Genomic DNA, 21,373 nt, shown 5'->3' on the forward strand with positions numbered 1-21,373 from the left:
GCCCCGCTTCGGCCAAGAATCGGGGCGAGGCCCATGAAGGGCCGGACAGGAGATGTCCGTGAACGATGGTGTACTTGCCGCGGCGATCGCCGCCTCCGCTGCCAACACCCATCCTTGGATGCAGGCGCAGCATCGCCAGGTGCTGGAGTACTTCGAGCAGCGGCAGGCGTTTTCGCAGGCGACCTCGATTCCGTTGGCCGCATTCGATGTGGAGCTGGAAGAGGTGCTGTACGACATGATCGACGACGGCCTGGTCGAGGTCGTGGCGACCGACCGCTGCTACCTGGACCGGCAGACGCTGCTGCAGCGCGTGCAGGACGACGATCGATCGGCCGAGCGCCTCAACCGCATGCTGCTGCGCTACGTAGTACCCGTTCTGGTGATCGTGCTGATCGCCGTGGGCGTAGCGCTGGCCCTGTAGAGTCGAGCTTGCTCGACTGAGCGCGCGACAAAGAGCCGTCGAGCAAGCTCGACACTACGAACACGCCACCCCCCGAACAACTCACGCGGAGGGCGATGAAATGAGGGCCCCATGAGCAGATCTCCGCCGGAAGGGACGCCAGAGGTAGTGGATGCACGTCTCACAAGTGGCAGCGCGGGCTTCGCGTACAAGGGAGACTACTGGCTGTCCGATTCAGCGGACGTCGAACTACATCAGCCGCACAAGGGCGATAGTCGGATTGAAGTCAAAGTGACGGCTGTCGGGTGGAACAGCTATCGAAAAGAAGACCGTTCCTTCCATCTCCAGTTCACCTGTCAACTCAAGGAAATCCCTGTCGAGAAGCTCAATGCTTGGCAAGGAAGCAACGACAGTCTCTGGGGGTCCTTTGGACCCGCCGGATAGCTGAGCGGTATCAATCTGTACCTATCATGGATGCGGAACAGATACGCCCACTGGTTCAAGTCGATGTATCCGAACCCATGCGCACATGACATGAAGAACATCTACTGGCTTGGCATCGCGTTGTTCGGTGCAGTGGCGGGCATGACTCTCTATCGCCGCCGCCCACGGTAGCGTCGAGCAGGTCCGGCCTCACCCGCCGAACAACTTCTGCGCGCTCTGGAACAGGATCCAGCTGGTGGCGATGAACTTGTCGCCGCCCTGCGGCCGGTTGCCGCGATGGGTGTGGGTGAACGCGGTCGGTGCGATCAGCAGGCTGCCGGTGCGCGGTGCGATCTTGCGGCCCTGGAACAGGAACTCGGTCTCGCCCTCTTCAAAGTCGTCGTTGAGGTACAGCGTCCACAACACATGCCGGTGCAGCGTTTCCGCCTGCGCATCCTTCGGGTACAGCTCGCAGTGCCAGTACGGGTAACCGCCCTCGCCCGCCGCGTACCACTGCAGGTTGATGGCGCCGGGGCGCAGGCAGGTGCGGGCGAGCTCGGCCAGCTGCTCCGGTGCCATGTCGGGGAAATCCTCGGCTGACAGTCGGCGCGGCTGGCCGTTGCTGTCCTGGATCTGCAACATCAACGGTGCGATCAGTGCCTGTGGATAACGACGTAGATAAGTCTGCAGCCCGGCGAAAACCGCCTGTTGCAGCGCGTTGTCCACGTCGCGCCAGGCATCCAGCCCGCTGATGCGCAGATCCTTGCTGTGCTTGAGTTCGGGGAATACGCCACTGCCTACTGCACCGGGTTTCAGGCCCTGGCTGCCGCGCATGCGGGCGACGATGGCGGCGCAGACGTCACTGGGGACGGCGTTGTGGATGACTTCGATGAAATCGACCGGGCCCGGCTCGTGCATGCGTGCAATCCTTCGGCGGCAAGGGCTTGATGGTGCCGTTTGCCGCCGCTGCTGTCACCCCGCGGTCATGTCATCGTACTGCCATGACCGCTGTAGGGATGGCCGCCTTCAAACGGTCTTCGCGTCATGCTCCTGGTGATAACGCACCGCTTCGGCCACTTCCTCGCGCGAGCCGAGGAACACCGGCACGCGCTGGTGCAGGTGGTTGGGCTGCATGTCGAGGATGCGCTCGCGACCGGTCGAGGCGGCACCGCCGGCCTGCTCGACCAGCAGGCCCATCGGGTTGGCTTCGTACATCAGGCGCAGCTTGCCGGCCTTGTCCGGTTCCTTCTTGTCCCACGGGTAGATGAAGATGCCACCGCGGGTGAGGATGCGATGCACGTCGGCGACCATGCTGGCGATCCAGCGCATGTTGAAGTTCTTGCCGCGCGCGCCTTCCTTGCCGGCCAGCAGGTCCTGCACGTAGCCCTGCATCGGGGCTTCCCAGTGGCGCTGGTTGGACATGTTGATGGCGAACTCCTGGGTGGCCGCCGGAATCTGCATGTTCTCGGTGGTCAGCACGAACTCGCCGGTCTCGCGGTCCAGGGTGAAGGCGTGGGTGCCGTGGCCGACGCTGAGCACCAGCTGGGTGCTGGGCCCGTAGATGCAGTAGCCGGCGGCAATCTGCCTGCTGCCCGGCTGCAGGAACGCTTCATCGCCCGGCAGTTCGACGTTGGTCGGGCAGCGCAGCACCGAGAAGATGGTGCCGACGGAGACGTTGACGTCGATGTTGGAGCTGCCATCGAGGGGATCGAACAGCAGCAGGAAATCACCGCGCGGGTAGATGTCCGGCACCGGCTGGCTGTGGTCCATCTCTTCCGATGCGCAGGCGGCGAGGTGGCCGCCCCAGGCGTTGGCTTCCAGCAGGATCTCGTTGCTGATGACGTCCAGCTTCTTCTGTGCTTCGCCCTGCACGTTACCGGTGCCGGCTTCGCCGAGTACGCCGCCGAGGGCGCCCTTGCTGACGGCGATGGAGATGCTGGTGCAGGCGCGGGCGACCACGGCGATCAGCTGGCGCAGGTCGGCGTTGATGCGGCCGGCGTGCTGTTCCTGGATCAGGAAGCGGGTCAACGAAGTACGGGACATGAGCGGGCAGGTCTCGGCAGCGGGAAAACGCCTATTGTCGCTGCTGTGCGCGGCGCGTGCGTGATTGGTTTGAGGCGAAATCGTTTACAGGGGCGTTGCGCTGCGTGGCGCCTTCCTTCATGGAGGCGCAGGGCGAGGCACACCGTGGCCAGGACACGCCGTAAACCCATCGATGGGGGCTCGTAGGCGCCATCCATGGCGCCTGCGGTCCCGCGCAGCCTCCCCCTCCCGCGCGCTTCAGGGTTCGCCGCGAGCGCGGAGGGTGTGGCAAAGACAAACGCAGAGCAAAAACAAAGGCGCCTTTCGGCGCCTTTGTTTTCAAGCGTGTGCTGCGTTGCTTCAGCCCTTGGCGACGGTGGCCACGGCTTTGGCGACGTATTCCAGGTTGTTCTGGTTGAGCGCGGCCACGCAGATGCGGCCGGTGCCGACGGCGTAGATGCCGAACTCGTCGCGCAGGCGGTCGACCTGCTCACGGCTCAGGCCGGAGTAGGAGAACATGCCCGCCTGTTCGTTGATGAAGGCGAACTGCGGGGCACCGGCGGCGGCGAGCTTTTCGACCAGGCCCTGGCGCAGGGCGTGGATGCGCTCGCGCATCTCGGTCAGTTCCTGCTCCCACATCGCGCGCAGGTCCGGGTTGGTCAGCACGCCGGCCACCAGCGCGGCACCGTGGGTGGACGGGCTGGAGTAGATCGTGCGGATCACGCGCTTGACCTGCGACTGCACGGCCTTCGCATCGGCGGCGGTCGGGGCGACCATCGACAGCGCACCCACGCGTTCGCCATACAGCGAGAACGACTTGGAGTACGAGTTGGCGACGATGAAGCTGTCGATACCGGCTTCGGCGATGATGCGCACGGCGGCGCCATCCTGCTCGATGCCCTTGTCGAAGCCCTGGTAGGCCATGTCGATGAAGGGGAACAGCTGCTTGTCCTTCAGGACTTCGGCCACCTGCTTCCACTGGCTGACGGTGAGGTCGGCGCCGGTGGGGTTGTGGCAGCAGGCGTGCAGCAGCACCACGGTGCCGGCCTGCAGTTTCTGCAGATCGGCCAGCATGCCGTCGAAATCCACGCCATGGGTGGCGGCGTCGAAGTAGGTGTACTCGACCACGTCGAAACCAGCGGCACCGAACACGGCGCGGTGGTTTTCCCAGCTCGGGTTGCTGATGGCGATGGTGGCGTGCGGCAGCAGCTTCTTCAGCACGTCGGCGCCGACGCGCAGTGCACCGCTGCCACCGACGGTCTGTGCGGTGGTGACGCGGCCGGCGGCCAGCAGCGGCGAGTCCTTGCCGAACACCAGCTCACGGGTCGCCTGCGTATAGGCAGGCAGGCCGTCGATCGGCAGGTAGCCACGCGGTTTGGCTTCGGTGGCGAGCTGCTGCTCGATCTGCTTGACGGCGCGAAGCAGCGGAATGCGGCCGCTCTCGTCGTAGTAGATGCCCACACCCAGGTTGACCTTGGTCGGGCGGCTGTCGGCGTTGTACGCCTCGGTCAGGCCCAGGATCGGGTCGCCCGGGACCAGTTCCACGTTTGCAAAGAAGGACACGGCGGTACTCGTTCTATTTGAGGGGGAGAAGAAGCGCGGGTCGTGAAGCGGCGGCCGTCGGCCGCAGCCCTGCCATCGTAACAAAGCGTGCCACCGGCGCGGCGGCCATCGTCACGCTGCAGCCCGTACCATGCCGTGTTGTTTCCCCGCCGTGCGTATAGCTGAACGATGAACGAGCCCCTGGCGCCCCACCGCCTGCCCCTGCTGATCGCCCTGCTGCCGCTGCCGGCACTGGCGCAGACCGCCGCCCTGCAGCAGCTGCCGACCGTGGAAGTGCAGGCCGCGCGTGTGCAGGGCATCGATCCGTTCGCACTGCCGGCCAGCCAGGACACGGTGTGGGTGGGCGACGACCGCAATGGACCCGGCGTGCAGGTATCCGAGGCGCTGGCCGGGGTACCCGGGGTGCTGGCCCGTGACCGGCAGAACTATGCGCAGGACACCCAGCTGTCGATCCGCGGCTTCGGCGCGCGCTCCACCTTCGGCGTGCGCGGCGTGCGGGTGCTGATCGATGGCGTGCCGGCCACCATGCCCGACGGCCAGGGCCAGCTTTCGCATGCGAGCCTGCTCGGCGCCGAGCGCATCGAGGTGCTGCGCGGGCCGTTCTCCGCCCTGTACGGCAACTCTTCCGGCGGCGTGCTGCAGGTATGGAGCGCGCAGGGCAAGGCCGGCGACCCGTGGCGGCTGCGGGTGAACGCCGGGGCCGACAACACCCTCAGCGTCGGGGCGCAGCTGCGCGGTGCCGGCCCGGTGGTGGACTACAACATCGCGGCCAACCACTTCCGCACCGACGGCTGGCGCGACCACAGCCGGGCGCGGCGCGAATCGCTCAACGCACGGCTCGGCGCTGAAGTGGGCGGCGGCCGCCTGGAGCTGCTGCTCAACGCACTTGATGCGCCCGACGCGCAGGACCCGCTGGGCCTGACCCGCGCGCAGGTGGCGGCCAACCCGCGCCAGGCGACAGCGGTGGCCGAGCAGTACAACACGCGCAAATCGGTGCGCCAGCAGCAGGCCGGGCTGCGCTGGACGCGCGAAAGCGGCGCCCAGCGCTGGCAGCTGATGGGCTACGCCGGGCAGCGCGCGGTGACCCAGTTCCTGCCGATCCCGCCCACCGCGCAGGCCAACCCGCTGCACGCCGGCGGGGTGATCGACCTGGATGGCGGCTATGGCGGCATGGACGCGCGCTGGGGCTGGAACGGCGACCTTGCCGGGCGCCCGCTGGACGTGGTGGCGGGCATCAGCGCCGACCGCCAGCGCCAGCACCGCACCGGCTACGAGAACTTCGTCGGCAGCACCCTGGGCGTGCGCGGACGGCAGCGCCGCGACCAGATCGACATCGTGAAGAACGTCGACCAGTTCGCCCAGGCGTGGTGGCAGTGGAGCCCGCGCTGGTCGCTGCTGGCCGGGGTGCGGCACAGCACCGTGCGCTTCGAATCGGACGACCGCTACATCACCGCCAGCAACCCGGACGACAGTGGCCGCCGGCGCTACCAGGCGACCACGCCGGTGGCCGGGGTCAGCTTCGAGGCCACCCCGCAGTGGCGCCTGCACGCGGCCGTCGGGCGTGGTTTCGAGACCCCCACCTTCAATGAACTGGGCTACCGCAGCGACGGCCAGGCCGGCCTGGCGCTGGACCTGTCGGCCGCGCGCAGCCGCAACATCGAGGTCGGCAGCAAGTGGCATGCGCAGAGCGGAACCCAGCTCGATGTCAGCGTGTTCCGCGCCATTACCGACGATGAGCTGGCCGTTGCCAGCAATACCAATGGCCGCAGCACCTACCGCAACATCGGCCGCACCCGCCGCCAGGGTGTGGAGCTGCAGTACCACCAGCCCCTGGCCGAGCAGTGGGAACTGCAGCTGGCCTGGACCTGGCTGCAGGCGCAGGTGCGCTCGCCGTACCTGACCTGCGGCGGCAGCGGCTGCCGCGTGCCCGACACGGTGGTGGCGGCCGGCAGCCGGCTGCCCGGTGTGCCGCGGCAGCAGGCCTTCGCCCGCCTGCAGTGGTCGCCCGGCGACTGGCAGTGGGCGCTGGAAGCCAATGCCAGCAGCGACACGGTGGTGAATGACCTGGCCACCGAGCGCGCGCCCGGCTACACGGTGCTGAACCTGGAAGCCGGCCGCCAGTGGACCCTGCCCGGTGGCGACCTGCGCGCGTTCGCGCGGCTGGACAACCTGCTGGACCAGGCCTACATCGGCTCGGTGATCGTCAACGATGGCAACGGCCGCTTCTACGAACCGGGCCCGGACCGGCGCGCCAGCGTCGGCCTGCAGTGGTCGTGGCGCTGACCCATTCGGACGCGCTGCGTTACATACGCTTACATCTTCACGAACCGGTAACGCGGAGCGCGTCGGTATCATGACGCAAATGGGAATCGATCCCATTTGTATCTCCGATAAGGACTCCCCCTGTGACTGCCGATGCCCTCACCCGCGCGGGCCTGCCGCGCGCTGCCCTGCCGTGCCCGCCTGCCTTCGGCCGACGCGCTCTTGCCCTGGCTGTCGTCCTGGCGCTGCCGCTGGCGGCCCACGCCGAAGCACCGGCCGATGCCAATCCGACCACCCTGGATGGCCTGGAAGTGACCGCGCGCCGCCAGTCACAGGCTGACAGCTACACCCTGCCGATCAGCAAGGCCGCCATCGGCCTGGACCTGAGCCTGCGTCAGACCCCGCAGTCGGTGACCACGGTCACCCGGCAGCAGATGGATGACCTGCAGATCGAATCCATCAACGATGTGCTGACCAGCACCACCGGCATCACCACCTATTCGCTGGACAACGCCGGCCGCACCACCTTCCGTGCGCGCGGCTTCGACATCGGCAACTTCAAGGTCGACGGCATGCTGATCAACGGCGCCAGCAGCTTCAGCGGCGGCGGCGCGGGCCTGAACATGGACCTGTACGACCACGTGCAGGTGGTGCGCGGCGCCAACGGCCTGCTCGGTGGCACCGGCGACCCGTCGGCCACCATCTACCTGGAGCGCAAGCGCCCGACCCGCGAGTTCGGCGGGGCCGCCTCGCTGACCCTGGGCAGCCATGACAAGCGCCGCCTGATGGGCGACGTCAACGTGCCGCTGACCGCCGATGGCCGCGTGCGCAGCCGCTTCGTGGTCAGTGCCGAGGATTCGGACAGCTTCCGCCAGCGCGAGGACCTGCAGCGCCTGGGCGGCCTGGCCAGCTTCGAGGCCGACCTGGGCGATGCCACCGTGGTGAACCTGGGCGTGCAGTACGAGCGCACCCGCAACGGTGGCGGCTCGTGGGGCAGCAACGTGCCGATCTGGTGGGCCGACGGCACCCGCACCCACCTGCCGCGCAGCACCAACCCGGCCGCCGACTGGAGCGTGGCCAAGCGTGACAACACCTCGGTGTTCGGCAGCGTGGAACAGGGCCTGGGCGCGGACTGGAAGCTGCGCGTGGCCTTCGCCCATGACAGCGGCGAGAGCTACACCAACTACGGCGTGGCCAAGGTCAACAACGCGGCCCCGGGCAAGGGCTTTGCCGGCTTCTGGAACCCCGATGGCAGCGGCGCCTTCCTCAACGCGATCCACAACGAATCGGAAACCCGTCGCGACAACCTGGACATCAGCGTGAGCGGCCCGCTGCAGCTGTTCGGCCGCGAGCACCATCTGATGGCCGGCTTCAACGGCTACCGCAGCGAGATCACCGACTACGCCTTCAGCGCCGCACTGGGCAACTGCACCATCGGCGGCGTGGCCCCGTGGAGTGGCTGCCAGTACCGTGCGGTGGGCCTGCCGATCAATGACTGGCGCACCTGGGACGGCAGCTACGCGCCGTACGAAACCTTCCGCACCCCGGCCCGCACCAAGACCATCACCCAGAACGTGGGCGGCTACCTGGCCGGCCGCTTCAGCCTGGCCGAGCCGCTGTCGCTGGTGCTGGGCACCCGCGTGAGCAACTACAAGACCTACAACCAGGTCTACACCAAGGCCGACGTGCGCACCCGCGGGGCCGCCAGCGGCGACCAGCAGGTGGTCACCCCGTACGCGGGCCTGGTGTGGGACTTCGCGGCGAACTACTCGGCCTACGTGAGCTACACCGATGTGTTCAGCCCGCAGGGCAACGTGCGCGATGCCAACGACACCCTGCTCGACCCGGTGACCGGCAAGAGCTACGAAGCCGGCATCAAGGGCGAATGGGCCGACGGTGCGTTGAATGCTGCCCTGGCCGTGTTCCGCAACGAGCAGAACAACGTGGCCGAGAGCACTGGCGAAGTGCATCCGGTGACTGGTTTCAACATCTACCGCGCGGTGGATGGCGTGGTGTCCAAGGGCGCCGACCTGGAAGTCTCCGGGCGCCTGGCGCAGGGCTGGAACGTGTATGCCGGCTACACCTGGCTGCAGGTCGATGGCCTGTCCTACCAGCAGGACCCGCGCCACCTGCTGCGCCTGAACACCTCCTGGACCCTGCCCGGTGCGCTGTCGAAGCTGACCGTGGGCGGTGGCCTGTCGATGCAGAGCGGCACGGTGATGTCGACCAACCCGGGGCGCCCGCTGGGCGGCGGCAAGTACGACGCCAGCAACCTGCCGATGGGCGGCTACACCCTGGTCAACCTGATGGCGCGCTACGCCCTGACCGACACCGTGCAGTTGGCGGTGAACGTGAACAACCTGACCGACAAGCTGTACTACACCCAGTACGGCTTCTACGACGGGCTGATCTTCGGCGAGCCGCGCACCACCACCTTCAGCATCCGCGCGCGTTTCTAAGCGCCGCCGCGGCACCGGCCTGCTGCCCTGCAGGCCGGTGCCGCATCTGGGAAGATGCGTCGATGCCCGAGTCCCCACCCCCGTCCGCCCGCATCCTGGTCGTCGATGATGATCCGGAGATCGGCGCCCTGCTCGCCCAGTACCTCGGCCAGCAGGGACTGCAGACCGTCGTCGCCGGCGATGGTGATGGCATGCGCGCGGCGTTGGCTGCCGGGACCTTCGACGCGGTGGTGCTGGACCTGATGCTGCCCGGCGAGGATGGGCTGGCCCTGTGCCAGCAGCTGCGCGAGCAGACCGCGCTGCCGGTGATCATGCTGACCGCGCGTGGCCGCCCGGCCGACCGCATCCTCGGCCTCGAACAAGGCGCCGATGACTACATGGCCAAGCCGTTCGACCCGCGCGAGCTGCTGCTGCGGCTGCGCGCGGTACTGCGGCGGCAGGTGCCCGTGCAGGCGGCCACGGCCCCCACGGCGAACGTGGCACGCGTGCGCTTCTCCGGCTGGACCCTGGACCCGCGCACCCATCTGCTGCAGGCCGACGATGGCCGCCGTCACCTGCTGGGCGAGACCGACTTCAGCGCACTGCAGCTGTTCCTGCGGCATCCCGACGAGGTGCTCGAGCGCGATTTCCTGGTGGAGCAGGTGTACGGCCGCGACCGCATGCCCAGCGACCGCAGCATCGACATGTGCATCAGCCGGCTGCGGCAGATGCTGGAACATGACAGCCGCGCGCCGCTGCTGATCCGCACCGTGCGCAACCGGGGCTACTGCCTGGCCGGCCCGGTGCAGGCCGATGGCTGAGGCACGCCTGGGCTGGCCGCGCACGCTGTACGGGCGGCTGGTGCTGGTGCTGGTGGCCGGCATGCTGCTGGCGCAGCTGCTGACCGGCACCGTCTGGCATGACGCCCGCTACGAGCGGGTGGCCGAGATCCCCGCGCGACTGGCTGCCGCGCATGTCGCGCAGACGCTGCGCCTGCTGGAGGCGCCGGCCTCGCCGCTGGCCGGCGCCGACCCCGCCGTGCTGTCCACGGCCGACCTGACGGTGCGCGCGGTGGAAGACAGCGGCCATGTTTCGCTGCGCCCGCGCGACCGCGCGGTGGAACAGCTGCTGCGTGCTTCGCTGCAGGGCGAGCTGGGCATGCCGCGCGAGCTGCACCTGCAGCGCCTGCGGCTGTACGACGCGCAGGGCCGGGAGGATGACAAGGTGCTGTCGGCGCGCCACGTCGCCGGGCAGTTCCAGCTGCGCGTGCGCAGTGCCCAGGGCAACTGGCTGCAGTTCGACGTGCGCGAAGGCCAGGCCGGCCTGCAGCTGGAGCCGGCACATGCGCTGGGCGACTACCTGCTGCGCATCTACGGCCTGCGTACCCTGCTGATCGTGCTGCTGGCCCTGCTGGTGGTGCGCTGGCTGACCCGGCCGCTGACCCGGCTGGGCGCTGCCGCACAGGCCCTGGGCCGCAACCTGCATGCACCGCCGTTGCCGCTGGAAGGCCCGCGCGAGGTGCGCCAGGCCGCGCAGGCCTTCAACCAGATGCAGCAGCAGCTGCAGCAGGCCGCGCAGGGCCGCGAGGAGCTGCTGGCAGCGGTCTCGCACGACCTGCGCTCGCCACTGACCCGCCTGCGCCTGCGGACCGAACTGCTGGCCGACGAGGCCGCACGCACCCGCTGGCGTGCCGACCTGGACGACATGCAGGAGCTGGTGGATTCCATCCTTGATTACAGCAGTGCCACCCAGCTGCGCGGCGACCGCGAGCCGATCGACATCGATGCCCTGCTGCGCACGGTGGTGGAGGATGCACGCGAGGCCGGCCATGCCGTGCAGCTGCAGGGCCGGGTGGGCGTGGCCTATCCCGGCTTCCCGCGCAGCCTGAAGCGCGCGCTGGCCAACCTGCTGGACAACGCCGGGCGCTATGGCGGCGGCGCGCAGGTCGAGGCCTGGGGCGATGCCGAGGCCATCCACATCAGCATCGCCGACCAGGGCCCGGGCATACCGGCCGCACAACGGGAGCGGATGCTGCAGCCCTTCCAGCGCCTGGAGGCTTCACGCAGTGCGCGCCATGGTGGCACCGGGCTGGGCCTGAGCATCGCCGTGGCGGTGGTGCAGGCGCATGGCGGCCAGCTTGCGCTGGAGGACGGCCCGGGCGGACGCGGGCTGTGCGTGCGGATCACCCTGCCGCACTGCCCGGGCACGCGCAGCCGGTAGCGCCGGGCCATGCCCGGCGAGCGCGCAGCGCGGGATTCGTGTCCACGATCAGAAGCAGCCGAGCACAGGCTCGGCTCTACAGGGATCGCAGCCATCGGTAGCGCCGGGCCGTGCCCGGCGAGCGCGCCGCGCGGCCGAAGGCTCAATCCGGTGCCTTGGCCGGCACGAACGGCGAGGTCGGATCGCTGGCCGGGAAAGTTTCTTCCAGCGCCTGGTCCTGGTTGTCGCTGGCATGCTGCTTGCGCTCGCGGCGCTTGAGCGGGCTTTCCTGGCCGCCGCGGTGGCGGTCGCCGCAGTCCTTGCGGTCCTGCGCGGCCTGTTCAGGGTGATGGACGGCCGGCAGCGCATCTTCGTGCGGCACCTGCATGCCGGCGCCCCGGTCCTCGGCATCGGCCAGATCGTGCTTGGCACGGGATTCGCCCGGCACGGGGGCGTGGGTCTGGCGCAGCGGATCACGGTTGGACATGGCGATTACCTGGCGATAGGCGGGGGGCTCCACTACAGCGCGGCAGAGGTAAAGCCGCCGCGAACCCCGCGTCATGAACATCTCTGTCACGGCTGGATAACGGCACCGCCGGTATTCCTGCCCACCCGCCCTGCTGCAGGAGCCGGCCATGGCCCGTCTTGAACGCCCCGCCCCGTCCGTGTTCAACGCCCTGCTGGATCCGCTCGGCGCCCGCACGCCCCTGCGCCGCGCGCGCCGCCATGAGGACCCGCAGGCGGTGGCGCAGGATTACCTGCAGTACATGCTCAACGACTATGAGCGGCGCCGCGCCAACGGCCACCGCAACTGGCGCGACCTGTGCCCGGTGTACGCCTTTGCCCTGACCACCCACGCCGCTGACTGGCCGCGCGGCGGCGACGCCGATACCGGCGAGGAACTGGCCGCGCACTGGGAGCAGATGCGTGGCCAGTCGCGGCTGGGCTGGTCGCAGGCACGCCCGGTGGTGGAGGACGCCTGGCGCGCGCTGGACCACATTCCGGCGGCGGCGGTGCGGCCCCTGCTGCAGTAACCCTGCGCCACCCGGCCTGCACGGGGCCGACACAGCCGTTTCACGGTGGGCGTCCGAAGCTGGCCGCCCCGCCGCAATGCAGGTGCGTGCCATGGCCCGCCCGATCTGGACCGGTACCCTCTCCTTCGGCCTGCTGAACGTGCCGGTCTCGCTGATGTCCGGCGAACGCAAGGTCGACCTGCAGTTCCGCATGCTCGATTCGCGCGACCGCAAGCCGATCCGCTTCGAGCGGGTCAACGCCGATACCGGCGAGGAAGTGCCGTGGAAGGACATCGTCAAAGCCTACGAGTACGACAAGGGCAGCTACGTCGTGCTGGAAGAAGGCGATATCCGCTCGGCCGCGCCGGAAAGCCATGAAACGGTGGAGGTGGAAACGTTCGTGGATGCCACCCAGATCGATCCGCGCTACTTCGAGAAGCCCTACCTGCTGCTGCCCGGCAAGAAGGCCGAGAAGGGCTACGTGCTGCTGCGCGAAACCCTGCGCGGTACCGGCAAGGCCGGCATCGCGCGGGTCGTGGTGCGTACCCGCGAATACCTGTGCGCGGTGATGCCGCAGGGCCACGCGCTGGTGCTGATGATCCTGCGCTACCCACAGGAACTGGTTGATCCGGAAGACTACAAGCTGCCCACCGGCAGCCTGTCCGACTACCGCATCACCGCCAAGGAAACGGCGATGGCCGGGCAGCTGATCGAATCGATGGCCGCCGACTGGGACCCCTCCCAGTACCACGATGAATTCCGCGAACGCCTGCAGCAGGTGCTGAACAAGCGCATCAAGACCAAGGGCGGCACGACCCAGGTGGAAGAGGAGCCGGCGCCGCACGAAGACGCCAGCACCAACGTGGTGGACTTCATGGCGCTGCTGCAGAAGAGCCTGGATGCCAACACGCGCACGCCGGCGAAGAAGACCGCGACACGCAAGGCACCGGCGAAGAAGGCTGCGAAGAAAGCTGCCAAGAAGACCGCAGCCAAGACAGCCAAGGCGGCGAAGAAGACCGCGCCGCGCCGCAAGGCAGGCTGAGCCATGTCGCTGCACCAGTACCGCCGCAAGCGCCGCCTGGGCGGTGGCAGCGGGCAGACGCCGGAGCCGGATGATGGCCCGGCTGCGGGCAATCCAAAGCGGCGGCCGCAGTTCGTCATCCAGCTGCACCACGCCAGCGCGCGGCACTATGATTTCCGCCTGGAAATGGACGGCGTGCTGAAGAGCTGGGCGGTGCCCAAGGGACCATCGCTGCGGGTGGGCGAGAAGCGCCTGGCGGTGGAGGTCGAGGACCACCCGCTGTCCTACGCCGGCTTCGAAGGGGATATTCCCGAAGGCCACTATGGCGCCGGCCATGTGCAGGTATTCGACCACGGCAGCTGGGCCTGCGAAGGCGACCCGCTGCAGGCACTGGCCGCCGGCAAGATCGACTTCGTGCTGCACGGGCAGCGCTTGAGTGGCGGTTGGAAGCTGGTGCGCACGGCCATGAAAGGGCGCCAGGTGCAGTGGCTGCTGATCAAGCGCGACGATGCCGATGCGCGCGATGCCGAGGCCGATGATCTTCTGGAGAACGCCATGCCTGCACCCCGGGCTGCAGCAAAGCGGGCGAAGAAGGCCGCGCGCGCGACTCCACGCAAGGCAGAGGCGCGCTGGCATGCACGCGCGCTGAAGCTGGCCGGTGCACGCGACCAGCCCTACCCGCGTGGCTTCAAGCCGCAGCTGACCGATCACCGCGATACCGTGCCGGACGGCGAACACTGGCTGCACGAGATCAAGTGGGATGGCTACCGCCTGCTGGCCGACCTGCACGACGGCGAGGTGAAGCTGCGCTCGCGCAATGGCCTGGACTGGACCGGTGATTTTCCCGAAGTCGCCCAGGCCGTGCGCGCGCTGCCCGTGCACGATGCACGGCTGGATGGCGAACTGGTGGTCCTCGACGCACAGGGACGCAGCGATTTCGCCGCCCTGCAGCGTGTCATCGATGGCAGTTCGAAAGAGCCGCTGCGCTACATTGTGTTCGACCTGCCCGGTGTGGCCGGCGTGGACATCAGCCGCGCACCGCTGCGGGAACGCAAGGCGCTGCTGAAGGCCCTGATCGGCCCGGCGCCGGGCACGCTGGCCTTCAGCGACCATGTGGTCGACCACGGCCCGGCGGTGTTTGCCGCCAGTGGTGATGCCGGCTTCGAAGGCATCGTCAGCAAGCAGGTCGATGCGCCCTACGTGAACACCCGTGCGCGCAGCTGGGTGAAGGTGAAGCACGAGGACAGCGACGAGTTCATCATCATCGGCCACACGGCGCCCAAGGGCAGCCGGGTCGGCTTCGGTTCGCTGCTGCTGGCCACGCCCGATGCGGGTGGCCTGCGCTATGTCGGCCGGGTCGGCACCGGCTTCGACGATGCGGGCCTGAAGGCGCTGAGCACCGTGCTGGCCCCCTTGGCGGTGAAGACGCCGGTACTGGAGCTGCCGGCGCATGTGCCGTTCGGTGCCGCCAGCGTGCGCTGGGTGAAACCGGTGGTGGTGGCCGAAGTGGCTTTCCGTGGCTGGGGCAAGGAAGGGCTGCTGCGCCAGGCCAGCTTCAAGCGCCTGCGCAGCGACAAACGCAGGGAGGACCTGGACGTGGCACCAGCGGTGGAGCGCGATGATGCGGCGGTGGCCATCAGCCATCCCGAGCGGGTGGTGTACCCGAAGCAGAAGCTCAGCAAGGGCGATGTGGCCGCCTACTACCAGCAGATGGCGCGCTGGATCCTGCCGGAGATTGCCGGCCGCCCGCTGTCGCTGCTGCGCTGTCCCGATGGCGTCGGCAAGGCCTGCTTCTTCCAGAAACACCATGGCCCCGGCCTGGGCGATGGCGTGCATGCGGTGCCGTTGCAGCAGAAGAGCGGGCGCGAGGATTACGTGTACATCGATGATACGCGCGGGCTGCTGCAGCTGGTGCAGATGAACACGCTGGAGCTGCACCCGTGGGGCGCGACGGTCGAGGATCCCGAGCATCCGGACCGGCTGGTGTTCGACCTCGACCCCGGTGACGGCGTGAGCTGGGCGCAGGTGAAATCGGGAGCGCGCGAGGTGCGCGACCGCTTGCTGCAGGTCGGCCTGCAGAGCTTCGTGCGGCTGTCCGGCGGCAAGGGCGTGCACGTGGTGGTGCCGCTGCAGCCGAAGGCCGGCTGGGAACAGGCCAAGGCCTTCTGCGAGGCATTTGCGCAGGCGATGGCGCTGGAGCAGCCCGATCGCTACGTAGCAACCATGAGCAAGGCCAAGCGCGAGGGCGTGATCTTCATCGACTGGCTGCGCAACACCCGTGGTGCCACCAGCGTGTGTTCGTGGTCGCTGCGCGCGCGTGAGGCTGCAGGCGTGGCGGTGCCGTTGCGCTGGGAAGAACTGGCAAAGGTGAGCGCCGCCGATGCGTTCCCGATGCAGAAGGCGCTGGCCCGGGCGAAGCGCCTGAAGGGGAATCCTTGGCAGGGCATCGAACGCGTGAAGCAGGTGTTGCCGACCGGTAATCGGTAGCGCCGGGCCACGCCCGGCGAGCGCGCAGCGCGGATACGTTGCGTGTCGCCGGGCACGGCCCGGCGCTACCAGATCAATGCTGCGTGGATCAGAAGTCCGCGCGGATGCCGAAGGTGACGCGGCGTCCGGAGAACTCGTACTGGGTCGGGAAGGCCTTGTCGATCGTGTAACCGCTGGTCTTCTCGTCCAGCAGGTTGATCGCTTCCAGGTTCAGCTTCCAGGTGTCATTGAGGCGGAAGCCGATCGAGGCATCCAGCTGGCCATAGGCATCGCGGTAGACCGGATACATGTTCAGGTGGATGTACTCGACGTACTTGTCCTTGTAGTTGTACGAGGCGCGCGCGCTGAAGCGGTCGTTCTCGTAGTACAGGGTGAAGTTGTACGCCTTCTCGGCCAGGCCTTCCGGCGGGGTCGGGATATCCAGGTCCGAGGCACCGGTCAGCGAGTTGTCCAGCTGGGTGTAGTTGGCATTGATGCCCCAGCCTTTCAGCGCCGGGTGCAGCATCGACAGCGGCAGCTGCGCGACCAGCTCCACGCCGGTCACCTTGTAGGAACCGTCGGCGTTGACCGGCTGGTAGACCTCGAAGTCGTAGTAGCCGTCCAGTGAACCGTTGGCGTTGAGCTTCTCAACGTTCGGCACGATGCCGGTCAGCGACTGCCGCACCACGCCGTCGATCTTCTTGGAGAAGTACGAGGCGGCCAGCAGGCCACCGTTCTGCAGGTACTTTTCCAGGCCCACTTCCCACTGCTTGGCGGTGGTCGGCTTCAGCGCCGGGTTGCCGTCCATGAAGCGGAAGCTGCTCCAGCTGACCGTACGACGGTAGGCGATGTCGGTCAGCGACGGGCGCATCAGCGTTTCCGAGGCGGCACCGCGCAGCACCAGGCCGTCGGCGATCTCGGCGGTCATGTTGAAGCTGGGCAGGATCTTGCTGTAGTCGCCGCTGCTGGAAATCGGCGACGGCGTGTAGCCGTTGCTGCCGTCGGCGTTCTGCACCGGGTGGAAGCCGGCCGAGTCGACATCGGTGTCGATCGAGCGCACGCCCAGGTTGGCGTACACCGGCACGGTGCCGATATCGAAGTAGAAGTCGGCCATGGCATACAGCGCCAGGGTCTTTTCCTTCACTTCGTAGTACTGGCCCGGATCGATCGGGGTTTCATAGCCCGGGTAGCGGAACGTGGCACGCGCGTAGGCATTGGAGATCTGCTGCCAGTCCAGGTCGCTCGGGCGATAGCCGCCGCCCGGGGCGAGCTGGCTGATCCACACCGGGTTGCTGTCGGCCAGCGTGCGGGTGTTCACCCATGCGGCGCTGCCGGCGGTCGGGCCCTGGATCTTGCCGCTGCCGAACTCGCGTTCCTTGGTCTTGTCGGTGTAGCGCGCGCCAAACTGCACGCCGCTCAACGCCGGGAAGAAGGCCAGGTTCATCTGCCGGCGCAGGTCGAGCTGCGCGGCGTACTTGTCATCCTTCACCTTCTCCAGCTCGGTTTCGTACGCTTCGAACAGGTACTTGTCCGCGGCGTTGTACATGTCGAAACCGCCGGTGGTGCTGGGCACGGTCTCGCCGCCGTTGCTGGTCCAGCGCGTGCGCGACGGTGCGTAGGCCACGTGCTTGAGGTTGGCGTAGTCCGAATCCTTGCGCGCACCGGAATAGCCGACCAGCGCGTCGATGTCCCAGCTGCCGACCTTCCAGTCCAGCTTGCTGCTGAACTGGCGGTAGTCGGTGTTGGCGTTGCGTTCCTTGCTGAGGATCTCGTGCTGGGTGGCGGTATAGGCCACGTCCTTCAGCACGGTGATGCCGTAGTCGCCCAGCGTGGTGTTGTCGTAGTCGTAGATGCGGTCCAGGGTGCTGCGGCTGGATGCCGAGTAGGCCGCGGCATCGTACTCGTCCTCGTGCGTGTCATAACCGCCGAACATCGCATCGAAGCTGAGCGAGAAGGTATCGCTGGGCTTGAACTGCAGCGAAGCGGTGGCGCCCCACTGGTCCTGCTCGTTGAGGTAGACGCGGTCGCCGACCTTGTCCTGGAAGATGATGCGGCTGGTCTCGTCCTTGTCCATGCGGTCCTGCACGACGATGCCGGCATCACGCGCCAGCACGGCGGCGGCCTGCGAACCACGCGTGCCCGACGCTTCCAGGAAGCGGCCCATCGGGCGGAAGTTGATGCCCGAATTGGAATCGGTGCGGTTGGTGCGCTTGGCCTTGGAGAACGACACCAGGCCGCCCCAGTCACCCCAGGTGTCGCTGGCGAGGAAGGATATCTTCGGATCGATCTTGCCGTTGATCGAGTTGTGCGAGGCTTCGGCCGAGGCACTGAACTTCGGCTCGGGGAAGTCGAACGGCTTGGCCGTCTCGATGTAGACCGAACCGGCGATGCCACCTTCCTCGTCGGCGGCGGTCGGCGACTTCTGCACGGTGACCGTCTGCACCACGTCGGCGGCGAAGATGTCGAACTGCACGTCGCGCCCGCCACTGCCCGAGGCGGTGGCCAGGTTGTTGATCGAGACCAGGGTGAACTCGCTGGGCAGGCCGCGCACGCTGACCTTGCTGCCCAGGCCCTTGTTGCGCTCGATGGTCACACCCGGCATGCGCTGCAGCGCTTCGGCGAGGTTCTGCTCGGGGAAGTCGGCCACGTCGGTGGCGACGATCGAATCGGAGAAGCCGATGTTGGCGCGCTTGAGGTCGACGGCGCGTTCCAGGCTTTTGGCATAGCTGCCAGAGACCGTGACGGTGTCCAGCTGCTGCAGCTGTTGCCGGGTATCGCCATCGGCGGCTTCTTCAGCCATTGCATCGATGGGCAGCACGGCGAGGCCGCCGATCAGCACCGCATGCACGGCGCGGGACAAAAGCTTCGCATGGGGGGCCGCAGCAGCGGCCTCCCGGTTCTGGTAACGCATCGGATGATTTCCCGGTTCCCTGTGGTGTCTTACGCCGCGCCTGCCCCTTTATCCGTGGGTGCAGGCCCCTGCGCCGCGTTGCCGACCTTCGGCGGGCACCGAGCCTAGGGGGGAATTGTTAAGCCTGTGTTGCGCTGCGGGACGGACGACGACCGAACCACCAGCCACCGAGCAGCTGCACCGGCAGCGATACCAGCAGGGAGATGGCGAACCAGCGCGGAAAATCACCGCCCATCACCCACAGGCCGTAGCCGCTGCCGACCACCAGCAGCGTCCAGATGGACGTGCCATGCGCACGCGGCCAGCACGGTGCGTAGTAGGTGGCGAAGGCGATGCCGGCGATGCCGCCGAGCACGGTGAAGGCCAGGTCCCAGCCCAGCTGCGTTTCGCTGCCGGGGTGCAGGCCGAACAACGACGGCAGCCAGCCGCCGGCACTGCTGACCAGGGCCAGCGCGAGCAGCGCGCCGATCAGGGCGACGACGGACAGGAAAACGGTCTTGAGCATCTCGGGCATGTGCGCATTGTACGGCGCAGCGTGCACAGGAGCGGCATGGCCGCCGCATCCGTGGGAGAGGGAAACGGAGCGGCGGCCACGCGCAGGCGGATTCGCAATGTTGGCGTGCCCGACCCGCCTCCCACGGCCACGAAGTGCCCCACGCCCGTCATGGCCGGGGAACTGCGGCGGGTCCGGTCCGCCAGCCATGCCGCATGGCAATGGCTGTGTGGCAGAGGCCTCGGGTATCGAAGATTCCAGCGCCATGCCCGCCCCCGGACATGGCACCGGGCGTCGATGCCCGTGGCGTGCCGAACTCGCGGAAGGCGATGCCCTCCGCTTGAGGGAGAGCATGCAGGGGCGGCGTTGGCGCTGCCTTGATCCTGATCAATGGATCGAGGCAGCGTAGAGTCGAGCTTGCTCGGCTGCCTTTTGCCAGAAGCCAGTCGAGCAAGCTCGACTCTACGCAGAGCAGCCGTCGAGCATGGCTCGACGCTACCGAAGCGCTGGTCAGCCGGCCAGCACCGCTGCTTCGCGGGCCAGGCGCTCGATGCTGTCCCAATCGCGCGACTGCATCAGCGCGGCCGTGGTCAGCCACGAACCGCCCACGCACAGCACGTTGGGCAGGTGCAGGAACTGCGGCGCGGTCTGCGCGCTGATGCCACCGGTCGGGCAGAAGCGCACATCGGCGAACGGGCCGTGCCACGCCGACAGCAGCGGCGCGCCGCCGGACTGCACCGCCGGGAAGAACTTGAACGTATCCAGGCCGTGTTCCAGGCCGAGGATCAGTTCCGAACCGGTAGCCACGCCGGGCAGGTACGGCAGATCGGCGTCGCACGCGGCGGCGTACAGCGTTGGCGTCGCACCCGGCGACACCGCGAAGCGCGCACCGGCTGCCTTGGCGGCCTCCATCTGCGCCGGCGTCAGCACCGTGCCTGCGCCCACCACGGCGTCGGGCACGGCCTCGACCATCGCCTTGATCGCGTCCAGCGCACGCGGCGTGCGCAGCGTCACCTCGATCACCGGCAGGCCGCCGCGGAACAGCGCCTGGGCCACCTGCACCGCATCGTCGATGTCATCAGGGGTGAACACCGGGATCACCGGTGCAAGTTTCAGTACCGCACGTACGCGCGGATCAGCGCCGGACATCGAATCGCTCCTCGCCCACCAGGGCCAGTACGTCAGCTTCGCTGACGGGGTTGAAATCGCCGGGGATGGAGTGCTTCAGACCACCGGCGGCCAGGCCGAAACGCACGGTGGCGTCGGCATCGAAGCCGGACAGGATGCCATGCAGGATGCCTGCGGCGAATGCATCGCCACCGCCGATGCGGTCGACGATGCCCTGCAGCTGGCGCACCGGTGCCTGCGCGCGGGTGCCGTCGCGGCCCAGCAGCAGCGCGCCCAGGGCGTGGTGGTCCACGCTGAGGGCCTGGCGCTGGGTGCAGGCCATCCACTGCAGCTGCGGGAATGCCGCGAACGCGGCCGCGGCGGCGGCTTCGACCTTGGCCACCACATCGGCCTGCTCTAAGCGCTGGCCGAGGATCACTTCGATATCGCGGTAATCAGCGAAGACGATGTCGGCCTGGGCGAACAGCGCATGCAGGATCGCCTGCGCATCGCCGCCCCAGCGCTGCCACAGCTTGGGCCGGAAGTTGCCATCGAAGGACACGCGCACGCCCAGCTCGCGCGCCGCACGCGCCGCCGCCAGGGTGGCCTGGGCCACGTCCGGGCCGAGCGCCGGGCTGACCCCGGACAGGTGCAGCCACTGCGCGCCCTGCAGCAGCACCGGCCAGTCGTAGTCGGCGGCGGTGCTGCGCGCGAAGGCCGAGTCGGCGCGGTCATAGACCACTTCGCTGGCACGCTGCACCGCGCCGGTGGTGAGGAAGTACAGGCCCATGCGCCCGTCCGGGTCCTGCCGCACGCTGCGCGTGTCGACCCCGTGCCGGCGCAGTTCACCCAGCACGTGGGCGCCCAGCGCGTTGCCGGCCACGGTGCTGACCATGGCCACCTCATGTCCAAAGCGGGACAGCGAGACACCCACGTTCGCTTCGGCCCCACCCACGTGTACCTGCAGCTGCGGCGACTGCATCAGCAGTTCGTGACCGGGCGCCCCCAGGCGCAGCAGCAATTCCCCGAAACATACGACACGACCCATTTCCGCT

The 21,373-nt window shown here is 68.1% G+C and carries 17 protein-coding genes; 9 read left to right on the plus strand and 8 right to left on the minus strand.

The genetic code is table 11. The annotated features are described in order from the left end of the window. The first annotated feature begins 58 nt into the window (after positions 1-58). Together QMZ26_RS09255 and QMZ26_RS09260 are read left to right on the plus strand one after the other, a co-directional pair. The gene (locus tag QMZ26_RS09255; RefSeq protein WP_283221267.1) at positions 59-421 is read left to right on the plus strand and encodes a hypothetical protein; all 363 of its coding nucleotides are present in this window, start codon (positions 59-61) and stop codon (positions 419-421) included. A gap of 111 nt (positions 422-532) precedes the next feature. Then, entirely contained in the window at positions 533-844 is a 312-nt protein-coding gene (locus tag QMZ26_RS09260) for a hypothetical protein (protein ID WP_283221268.1), read from the plus strand. A gap of 189 nt (positions 845-1,033) precedes the next feature. On the opposite strand, the gene QMZ26_RS09265 is transcribed toward QMZ26_RS09260, so the two are convergent. From QMZ26_RS09265 to QMZ26_RS09275, 3 genes are all read right to left on the minus strand, one after another. Then, positions 1,034-1,741, minus strand: coding sequence for a 2OG-Fe(II) oxygenase (locus tag QMZ26_RS09265; protein WP_079224489.1), 708 nt, complete (start codon positions 1,739-1,741; stop codon positions 1,034-1,036). Positions 1,742-1,849: 108 nt separating this feature from the next. Next, entirely contained in the window at positions 1,850-2,866 is a 1,017-nt protein-coding gene (locus tag QMZ26_RS09270; protein WP_079224491.1) for a class 1 fructose-bisphosphatase, read from the minus strand. Between the two features lie 339 nt (positions 2,867-3,205). Further along, positions 3,206-4,408 (minus strand): amino acid aminotransferase, encoded by a 1,203-nt coding sequence (locus QMZ26_RS09275; protein ID WP_200732570.1) that lies wholly within the window; start codon positions 4,406-4,408, stop codon positions 3,206-3,208. A gap of 168 nt (positions 4,409-4,576) precedes the next feature. On the opposite strand from QMZ26_RS09275, the gene QMZ26_RS09280 reads away from it, so the two are divergent. The 4 genes from QMZ26_RS09280 (at position 4,577) to QMZ26_RS09295 (ending at position 11,328) form a co-directional block, all read left to right on the plus strand. Beyond that, on the plus strand, positions 4,577-6,691 hold the full coding sequence (locus QMZ26_RS09280) for a TonB-dependent receptor (protein WP_283221269.1): 2,115 nt from the start codon (positions 4,577-4,579) through the stop codon (positions 6,689-6,691). Between the two features lie 122 nt (positions 6,692-6,813). After that, positions 6,814-9,129 (plus strand): TonB-dependent siderophore receptor, encoded by a 2,316-nt coding sequence (locus QMZ26_RS09285; protein WP_283221270.1) that lies wholly within the window; start codon positions 6,814-6,816, stop codon positions 9,127-9,129. Positions 9,130-9,191: 62 nt separating this feature from the next. Beyond that, the gene (locus QMZ26_RS09290) at positions 9,192-9,929 is read left to right on the plus strand and encodes a response regulator (protein ID WP_283221271.1); all 738 of its coding nucleotides are present in this window, start codon (positions 9,192-9,194) and stop codon (positions 9,927-9,929) included. Further along, positions 9,922-11,328: an ATP-binding protein gene (locus tag QMZ26_RS09295; protein WP_283221272.1), complete on the plus strand. Its 1,407-nt coding sequence runs from the start codon at positions 9,922-9,924 to the stop codon at positions 11,326-11,328. Before QMZ26_RS09290 ends, QMZ26_RS09295 begins: the two co-directional genes overlap by 8 nt. 142 nt (positions 11,329-11,470) lie before the next feature. Here the strand turns inward: QMZ26_RS09295 and QMZ26_RS09300 are convergent, their stop codons facing one another. Beyond that, positions 11,471-11,794 carry a hypothetical protein gene (locus tag QMZ26_RS09300; protein WP_108745596.1) on the minus strand — a complete coding sequence of 108 codons (324 nt, stop codon included), beginning with the start codon at positions 11,792-11,794 and terminating at the stop codon, positions 11,471-11,473. Positions 11,795-11,942: 148 nt separating this feature from the next. Between QMZ26_RS09300 and QMZ26_RS09305 the strand changes: the two genes are divergently transcribed. The 3 genes from QMZ26_RS09305 to ligD all read left to right on the plus strand — a co-directional run bounded on the left by QMZ26_RS09305 (position 11,943) and on the right by ligD (position 15,828). After that, entirely contained in the window at positions 11,943-12,341 is a 399-nt protein-coding gene (locus QMZ26_RS09305; protein WP_108745597.1) for a hypothetical protein, read from the plus strand. A gap of 91 nt (positions 12,342-12,432) precedes the next feature. Further along, complete coding sequence (locus QMZ26_RS09310) at positions 12,433-13,362, plus strand: Ku protein (protein WP_283221273.1); 930 nt, start codon at positions 12,433-12,435, stop codon at positions 13,360-13,362. 3 nt (positions 13,363-13,365) lie between these two features. Continuing rightward, on the plus strand, positions 13,366-15,828 hold the full coding sequence (gene ligD / locus QMZ26_RS09315) for a DNA ligase D (protein ID WP_283221274.1): 2,463 nt from the start codon (positions 13,366-13,368) through the stop codon (positions 15,826-15,828). Between the two features lie 88 nt (positions 15,829-15,916). Here ligD and QMZ26_RS09320 read toward each other — a convergent pair whose 3' ends face one another. The 4 genes from QMZ26_RS09320 to QMZ26_RS09335 form a co-directional block, all read right to left on the minus strand. Further along, a complete protein-coding gene (locus QMZ26_RS09320; RefSeq protein ID WP_283221275.1) occupies positions 15,917-18,667 on the minus strand; it encodes a TonB-dependent receptor in 2,751 nt (916 codons plus the stop codon). Positions 18,668-18,836: 169 nt separating this feature from the next. Beyond that, positions 18,837-19,232, minus strand: coding sequence for a hypothetical protein (locus tag QMZ26_RS09325; protein ID WP_283221276.1), 396 nt, complete (start codon positions 19,230-19,232; stop codon positions 18,837-18,839). Positions 19,233-19,721: 489 nt separating this feature from the next. Further along, the gene (eda, locus tag QMZ26_RS09330; protein ID WP_283221277.1) at positions 19,722-20,360 is read right to left on the minus strand and encodes a bifunctional 4-hydroxy-2-oxoglutarate aldolase/2-dehydro-3-deoxy-phosphogluconate aldolase; all 639 of its coding nucleotides are present in this window, start codon (positions 20,358-20,360) and stop codon (positions 19,722-19,724) included. Beyond that, complete coding sequence (locus tag QMZ26_RS09335) at positions 20,347-21,366, minus strand: sugar kinase (protein ID WP_283221278.1); 1,020 nt, start codon at positions 21,364-21,366, stop codon at positions 20,347-20,349. Before QMZ26_RS09335 ends, eda begins: the two co-directional genes overlap by 14 nt. Positions 21,367-21,373 lie beyond the last annotated feature (7 nt).

It is taken from the genome of Stenotrophomonas sp. PFBMAA-4 (assembly GCF_030053215.1).
Classification (GTDB): Bacteria; Pseudomonadota; Gammaproteobacteria; order Xanthomonadales; family Xanthomonadaceae; genus Stenotrophomonas.